This window comes from Achromobacter semiaridum, from assembly GCF_053543755.1.
Window position 1 is genome coordinate 67,977 of sequence record NZ_JBLVOL010000002.1, and the last position, 7,238, is coordinate 75,214.

At 59.8% G+C, this 7,238-nt stretch carries 8 protein-coding genes; all 8 read left to right on the top strand.

Going from position 1 to position 7,238, the window contains the following annotated elements:
- Positions 1-72: 72 nt before the first annotated feature.
- The 8 genes from ACNPP0_RS00445 to ACNPP0_RS00480 all read left to right on the top strand — a co-directional run bounded on the left by ACNPP0_RS00445 (position 73) and on the right by ACNPP0_RS00480 (position 7,197).
- Positions 73-549: a type II secretion system protein gene (locus tag ACNPP0_RS00445; protein WP_332612684.1), complete on the top strand. Its 477-nt coding sequence runs from the start codon at positions 73-75 to the stop codon at positions 547-549.
- A complete protein-coding gene (locus ACNPP0_RS00450) occupies positions 524-913 on the top strand; it encodes a type II secretion system protein (protein ID WP_332612683.1) in 390 nt (129 codons plus the stop codon). Before ACNPP0_RS00445 ends, ACNPP0_RS00450 begins: the two co-directional genes overlap by 26 nt.
- Positions 888-1,379, top strand: a complete 492-nt coding sequence (locus tag ACNPP0_RS00455; protein ID WP_448704727.1) for a type II secretion system protein — start codon at positions 888-890, stop codon at positions 1,377-1,379. The genes ACNPP0_RS00450 and ACNPP0_RS00455 overlap by 26 nt, the downstream gene beginning before the upstream one ends.
- Positions 1,380-1,653: 274 nt before the next feature.
- Entirely contained in the window at positions 1,654-2,340 is a 687-nt protein-coding gene (locus ACNPP0_RS00460) for a response regulator transcription factor (RefSeq protein ID WP_332612680.1), read from the top strand.
- Positions 2,341-2,487: 147 nt separating this feature from the next.
- A complete protein-coding gene (locus ACNPP0_RS00465) occupies positions 2,488-3,660 on the top strand; it encodes a sensor histidine kinase (RefSeq protein ID WP_448704728.1) in 1,173 nt (390 codons plus the stop codon).
- Positions 3,661-3,888: 228 nt separating this feature from the next.
- Positions 3,889-5,421 carry a lytic polysaccharide monooxygenase gene (locus tag ACNPP0_RS00470; RefSeq protein WP_448704729.1) on the top strand — a complete coding sequence of 511 codons (1,533 nt, stop codon included), beginning with the start codon at positions 3,889-3,891 and terminating at the stop codon, positions 5,419-5,421.
- Positions 5,422-5,712: 291 nt separating this feature from the next.
- Complete coding sequence (locus ACNPP0_RS00475; protein ID WP_448704730.1) at positions 5,713-6,426, top strand: lytic polysaccharide monooxygenase; 714 nt, start codon at positions 5,713-5,715, stop codon at positions 6,424-6,426.
- Between the two features lie 3 nt (positions 6,427-6,429).
- The gene (locus tag ACNPP0_RS00480) at positions 6,430-7,197 is read left to right on the top strand and encodes a PKD domain-containing protein (RefSeq protein ID WP_448704731.1); all 768 of its coding nucleotides are present in this window, start codon (positions 6,430-6,432) and stop codon (positions 7,195-7,197) included.
- Positions 7,198-7,238: the final 41 nt, after the last annotated feature.

A 7,238-nucleotide genomic window follows, 5' to 3' on the forward strand; every position in this document is an offset into this window, starting at 1 on the left:
CCCGCGGCAACGGGCGGCGACGCCCCGGCGCTGGACGCGGTGCTCACCACACCGCCGTTCTAAGGACACGACATGCGCAAGCAATCGGGTTTTACGCTGATCGAAATGATGGCGGCCATGACCTTGCTGGCCCTGTTGCTGAGCGTTGCGCTGCCGTTCTCGGCGCTGGTCAAGCAACGTGCGGATGAGCGCGAACTACGGCAGAGCCTGCACACCTTGCGCAACGCCATCGACGCGTATTACCAGGCCAGCCGCGAGGGCAAGGTGGACAAGCCGCTGGATCGCAGCGGCTACCCGCCCGACCTGGAATCCTTGGTCAAGGGCGTGCAGAACAAGACGGATCCCAACGGCGGCATGCTGTATTTCCTGCGCCGTCTGCCCAAGGACCCGATGTGTGAAAACTGCGAGAACCGCTCGGCGGCCGACACCTGGGATACCCGAAGCTATGACAGTTCGGTCGATGCGTTTTCATCGGGACGTGATGTGTTCGATGTGCGTTCAAAAAGTCAACGAAGGGGCCTCAATGGCGTTCCGTACAAAGAATGGTAGGCGCGGTTGTGCCGGCTTTACGCTGATCGAGCTGATGGCGGTCATGGCCATCATCGGCGCCTTGATGTCGCTGGTGGCGCCGTCGTTTTTCAAAAGCAACGACCGCGCGCGGGAAACGGTGTTGCGTCACAACCTGCAATCAATCCGCCATGCCATCGACGATTACCGCGCGGACCATGGCAACAATCCCGATTCACTGGATGCGTTGGTCACGGACAAATACCTGCGCGAGCTTCCGATGGACCCGGTGACGGGAAAACGCGACAGCTGGCTGCCGCAGAACGGGGACGCGCCGGGCGTGAATGATGTAATCAGCGGCGCTACCGGCAGGGGGTTGGATGGGCTGGATTATGCGCGGTGGTGATCGCGGTGCGTGGACCAGACGTCAGGCGGGCTTCGGTTACCTGACGGTGTTGATGCTGGTAATGGCGGTGGCCACGGGCCTGACGGCCGTGGTTCAACCATGGTCTATGCAAAAGCTGCGCGACCAGGAAGCCGAGCTGCTGTTCGTCGGCACGCAGTATCAACGCGCGCTGGCCTCGTATTACCTGTCCGGCACGGCGCCGGCTTATCCCAAAACCATGGAGGCGCTGCTCAAGGATGACCGCGTGTCGTTTACCCGCAGGCATCTGCGGCGGCTGTATGCCGATCCGATAACCGGCAGTACGGAATGGGGCATCGTGAAATCGCCGGACGGCGGGATCATGGGGGTTTATAGCCTGTCGGAAAGAAAACCCATCAAACAGGATGGATTCGATGCCGAAGTGGGGGATATGTCAGGAAAATCTAGTTATCAGGACTGGAAGTTTGTGTTCATGGGGGTTAATTGAAGCGACCACGACAACGAGGAATATAAAAGGACAGATAAAAAACTTGTCGGAACGTTCTTGATAATCCGTGGTCTGTTTGCCAGTAATCCTTCAGGAATATCCCCATATCAAGCCCTTGTTGTCATATCTTGACATTTGGCTTTCCCAGTTTGGCTTTGAGAAATTTCTTATTGTTGTGTCTATCCCAGCATGAAATCATTCTGTCGGGGTATCAATTGTGATTGCCGTAATAATAAAAGTCTTCGGGAATTGCGCTTACATAAGAGTTGACTCAATGATCGTCGCCATTCTTGAAGATTCGCCCACTCAGGTCGAGTGGGTCACCAAACTGCTGCAAAGCCACGGCCACCAGGCGTTCTCGCGTCGCGATGGGGACGGCTTCATCGCCCTGTTGCAACAACAGAAGGTTGATGTCGTTCTGCTGGACTGGGAAGTGCCCGGCGCGTCGGGCCTGGCGGTGCTGAAGTGGGCGCGATGCAACCTGGCGCCCAACATGCCCATCCTGATGCTCACGCAGCGCGACGACGAAGAAAGCATCGTGCAGGCCTTGAACATGGGCGCTGACGACTACCTGCAAAAGCCGGTGCGCGAACGTGAGCTGCTGGCCCGCATGGGTGCTCAGCTGCGCAAGTCGCAACGCGGGGAAGCCACGGCGTTGCAGTTCCAGGTAGGGCATTTTGCGTTCAACCTGGAAGCCAAGACCTTGACGGTGGACGGCCGCCCGGTCAGCCTGCCGACGCGAGAATTCGACCTGGCCACGATGCTGTTCCGCAGCCCCGGCCGCATCATCACCAAAGACGCCTTGTGCCAGCAGATCTGGGGCACCGTCGACCGCAAGTACGACGCCAGCCTGGCAACCTATGTCAGCAACCTGCGTTCGTCATTGGGCCTGCGCTCGCGCAATGGCTATGTGATCGCCACTGTGTACAACTACGGCTATCGCCTGGAACGCATGTATTAAGCCAGCGGGCGTTCGCCCCGGCCTGTGTGCCGCACTGCTTCGGTAGTTCACGCAACATCCCCCATTCCAATCGCAGCCCGCGCCTTATGTGCGCTGCCGGTCCGACCGCGCGCCTGCCGCATCGCGACCCACTTTTCGAGCCTGACGATGAAATTCCTGATTTGGCCTTATGCGCGCCTTGGCGCCAGAAAAAACGATGCGCTGCTGTTCTGCAACCTGGGCATTATCTTGCTGTGCTACGCCATGCCCAGCGACGGGCAGCCGCTGACCTCGGCGGCGCCCGGCGTGCTGGCCGACTTCGGAATCCTGGCGGGCCTGGCGCTGTTCAGCGTGATTGCGGGGCAGTCGAAAATGCGCTTGCGGGCATTGGGCTGGTTGATCGGTTTTTGGCTGTTGGCCGCCTTTGTCGTGATCACCGCACGCCGCTGGACGCCCATGGTGGCTCCCCTGGTGGGCGTGGCGCTGGCGTACATCAGCGTAGTTCGCTGGCGCATGGCCACGAAAAGGGCACGCCGTGAGCAGGTCCTGGCACGCACCCCCGCGTCGGCGGCTACGCCGGCTGCATCCCCCGCCAAGCCGAACTGCGCTCGCGATAACGAAGTGATGCTGCAAATGATGCATGACCTGCGCAGCCCGTTGTCGACGATTCTGGTGATGGTGGAAAAGCAAAGCGCCGAAAGCGACTGCCCCAAACAGGAGGCCTTTGCGCAATCCGTGCGCGATCTGGCGCAGTACAGCCTGGCAGTGGCGCAGGACTTCATGCACCTGTCGCGCGCCGAGCGCCTGGATAAGGAGAATTTCCTGCCCGTCTCGATGCTGGACGTAGGCCAGGAAGCCGCCGACCAATCCCTGTTGCTGGCCGAGCGTAAGGGCATCGACGTGCAGATCCGCGAATGCGGGGAAAAGCTCTGGGTCTCGGGCGACTACTGCATGCTGCAACGCGCGGTCATCAACCTGCTGGACAACGCAATCAAGTATTCCAACCCGTCCACGCGCATCACCTTGTGCCTGAAGCGCCAGGGCGATATGGCCCGCATCAGCGTGATCGACCAGGGTATCGGCATTGCCGATGCGGTCATGCCGCAGTTGTGCGAGGCTTTTTTCCAGGTGCAGCCCGGCAGCCGCGAGGGCGTTGGAATGGGCTTGGCGCTGGTGGCCACGGTGGTGGATGCACATGGCGGAAAATTGTCGGTCAGCTCCCGTCCCGGGATGGGAAGCGAGTTTTCACTCACATTTCCGCTGATGCCGATGCCGTGTGTGGAAGGAGATCGCCAGGAAACGCGGCCCCGCTATCGAACCGGCCTTAACCCGGCCTCATGAATAAGCGCCCTTGTGGCGCTTTTTTTTGGCCGTTTGGACCCTTTCCATCGTGCTTCTTTCGCGTCCTTAATGCGATGCGGCAGCAATGCAACACCTGCTTTTAATAGTGTGTTGAGAATGGTTTTGCCGATTTCCAGCGCCGGGAATAATGGCTTCGCTTTCACGGGTTCCGTGTGATTTCCGGTTCATGAGAATGCGAAAAACAATCCACTAAACATAGGATATTTGATGACTAAAACCACATTGCGCGGTGCAGCCGCCAAGCTTGGCTTGCCGGTCGCGGCGCTGACGCAGGCTGTGCTCATGGCCATGGCGCCGACGACCGCTTCGGCTCACGGTTCCATGATTGATCCCCCGAGCCGGGAATATGGTTGCCACAAGTTTGATACCCCCTGGAACAATCCCAAGTTCTCCGGTTGCGCCAAATCGTCCGACCTTATCGGAAACTGGCAGTCAAACTTGATCGGCGGCGCGTTCAACAACCACAAGGAACTCATCGCTGATGGCCTGCTGTGCGCGGGCGGAAAGGAAGGTTGGAAGGACCTGGATGGCGATCACGAATGGCCCACCACGGTGGTTACGCCGGATGCCAACGGCAATGCGCAGTTCAAGTATCTGCAAACGGCACCGCACATCACCACGTACTTCAAGACCTACATCAGCAAGGACAGCTACGACCCCAAGCGCGGCCTGCGCTGGGACGATCTGGAACTGATTGGCGACTCCGGCTTTCTGCCGCGCCCGGAAGCCCTGAACTCCGTTACGCCGCTGGATGTCAAGATTCCCGCCCACTTTACCGGCAAGCGCGTGATCTACAGCGTGTGGCAACGTGACCCGAGCGACGCCAAGGAAGGCTTCTACTCTTGCTCGAACGTGGACGTGATGCCTGCCAACGTGCAATGGCAAGCCAGTGGCGCCTTGCAAGGCGGCCAGGTAAACACGGGTGCGCAGATGACGCTGCGCGTATTCGATCTGAGCCGCACCGGCGATCTGGAAAGCCATTCGATTACGGTCAAGGCCGGTGAAGAGAAGCCGGCTCAGTGGATGTACGCACTGGCCAAGGAAGTCAACAACAAGTCGTCCGTGATCAAGGTCGGCAAGATGGGGACGAACGGCCAAGTCGTGCCGCAGCAAAGCGAAACCGACAACCAGGTTTATGGCCTGAACAAGAAGGTGGGCTTCGCGATTGACCAGAAGGCTCCGGAACCCGTGGATCCGCCTCCCGTCGTCATCAACCCGCCCAAGGCTGAACTGACCGGCCCGGCCTCGGCCAATGCTGGCGAGCGCGTTGCTTTGTCGGCCAAGGGTTCGAACAACGGTGGAGGCACGCTGAAGTTCCAATGGACGGCTCCTGCCGGCATCACCGCTTCGGCGCTGAACCAGGCTGACCTGAGCTTCACCGCTCCGACGCTGACGCAAGACAAGTCCTACTCGTTCACCGTCAAGGTCACGAACGAAAAGGGTTCGTCGAGCAAGACGCATTCGGTCCTGGTCAAGAAGCAAGCCCAAACCGGCGGCGGCACTGACGGTAGTAACACCGGCGGCAACGGCGGCAACGAAGGCGGCAACGGCGGCCAGACCGGCCAATACCCGGCCTACAAGGAAGGCACCACCTACGCCGCTGGCGACAAGGTCACCAACGCCGGCAACGTCTACGAGTGCAAGATCTGGCCCGTGACGGCATGGTGCAGCGCTTCGCCCCTGCATTACGCACCGGGCAAGGGCCTGGCTTGGCAGCAAGCTTGGGACCTGGTGAAGTAATCAAGCTCGCTTCACTACACGGCTCTCAGGTTTACTGAACCTTCTTTGATAATCCGTAATCCGTAATTCATAACGGGAAAAACGAAGTTCCTGATCCCTCGCGCGCAAGCGCGGGGGATTTTTTTATGTGGGAATCGTTTGGAAAATGGCGTGTGGGGAAAATGCTTTAAGGAATCGTTTATTAACTTTGATTGTCAATGGGCTTCCGGCCGAGAATGAATTCACCTTGCCCTGCGTGTGTTGTCGCAAGGAAGGTGATTATTCAAACCTCTCTCTGAAGTATTAAAACCAATGGCAAAATTCAAAATAACTATTCTGGGTGGATTGGTGCTGGCAGCCGTATCCGGTTCGGTCCTGGCTCACGGCACGATGTCGCATCCCAAAGCGCGCATTCTGCATTGCCACGCAGGCAGCCAGAGCGAAGGTTGCACTGCATTCAAGGCGCAAGGCGGCAGCGTGTATGACTGGCGTGAAGTCTGGCAGAAGCCGGGTGGCGAAAACACCGTGGCCACCACGCCGGGCGATCGCCTGTGCGACGGCGGCACCAAGCCTTCGCATCGCGGCCTGAACGCGCTGGCTCAATGGCCCATCACCACGCTCAAGCCGGACGCCAATGGCAACGTTACGCTGAAGTGGAACCACACCGTGGCCCACCGCACGAAGTCGCTGCAATTCTTCATCACGAAGATGCCTTACGACTCGACCAAGCCGCTGCAGTTTTCCGACTTCGAAAAGTTCTGCGAACAGCGCGACTTCACGCCCGCCGCCGCAGGCGAAGGCGGCGAACAGGAATACAGCTGCACGCTGCCCGCCGGCAAGACGGGCCGTCACCTGATCATGAGCGTCTGGAACACGAACCACGTGGGCGATGGCGTGACCTCGGGCGAATCCTATCGTGCCTGCGGCGACGTGAACATCGAAGGCGTCAGCAACGTCATCAAGCCGTCGGACATCGGCGCGCTGTACTCCATCGGTGAAACCAAGGTGGGCGACTCGCTGGTCTAGCGTTTGGCTGATCCCAAGCGCAACGGCGAATACCTGGAACAGCTGCGCTTGCCGCTGGACGAGAACGCCGCCCAGGGCGAGCGTTGGACGCAAGCGCTGGGTAATGCCGTCAACGGCTCGTCCAAGCGCGTGCGCATCGGCCAACTGGGCGCCGACGGCAAGACCGTGACGCCGATCGTGGGCGTGGACAAGTCGCACGTCTATTCGATGGACGGCAGCAAGTACCACTTCGTGGTGACCAAGGAAGCGGCCGTGATCACGCCGGATCCCGTGGTGATCCCGCCGCTGTCGAGCATCACCGGTCCGGTGAATGTGCAAGCAGGTCAGAAGGTTCAGCTGTCGGGATCGGCCTCGACGGGTACCGACCTGAAGTTCTCGTGGACCGTGCCGGCCGGCATCACGGCGGCGGTGAAGGACCAACCCACGCTGAGCTTTGTGGCGCCGACGCAGACCAAGGACCAGCAGTACGCGTTCACGCTGACCACGCGCAATGACAAGGGCGCATCGGACGCGTCCCACGTTGTGACCGTCAAGGGCAAGCCGGAAGTTGTTGTCGATGAAGGCGGCAATGGCGGCAATGGCGGCACCGGCGATACGCCGCCCGCCTACAAGGCAGGCACGGCCTACAAGGCGCTTGAGCGTGTGACGAACCTGGGCAAGGTCTACGAGTGCAAGCCGTGGCCCTACACCAACTGGTGCGGTCAGTCGCCGTTCCACTACGAGCCCGGCAAGGGCGGCTACTGGACCCAGGCCTGGAACCTGGTGAAGTAAGCCGTTGTTGTTGAGGCGGGCCAAGACCATCGGCGTCTTGG

Bases quoted from the DNA above. Each gene is read 5' to 3' on its own strand.
- ACNPP0_RS00445 (WP_332612684.1), top strand. From the start codon at position 73: ATGCGCAAGCAATCGGGTTTTACGCTGATCGAAATGATGGCGGCCATG.
- ACNPP0_RS00450 (WP_332612683.1), top strand. From the start codon at position 524: ATGGCGTTCCGTACAAAGAATGGTAGGCGCGGTTGTGCCGGCTTTACG.
- ACNPP0_RS00455 (WP_448704727.1), top strand. From the start codon at position 888: ATGGGCTGGATTATGCGCGGTGGTGATCGCGGTGCGTGGACCAGACGT.
- ACNPP0_RS00460 (WP_332612680.1), top strand. From the start codon at position 1,654: ATGATCGTCGCCATTCTTGAAGATTCGCCCACTCAGGTCGAGTGGGTC.
- ACNPP0_RS00465 (WP_448704728.1), top strand. From the start codon at position 2,488: ATGAAATTCCTGATTTGGCCTTATGCGCGCCTTGGCGCCAGAAAAAAC.
- ACNPP0_RS00470 (WP_448704729.1), top strand. From the start codon at position 3,889: ATGACTAAAACCACATTGCGCGGTGCAGCCGCCAAGCTTGGCTTGCCG.
- ACNPP0_RS00475 (WP_448704730.1), top strand. From the start codon at position 5,713: ATGGCAAAATTCAAAATAACTATTCTGGGTGGATTGGTGCTGGCAGCC.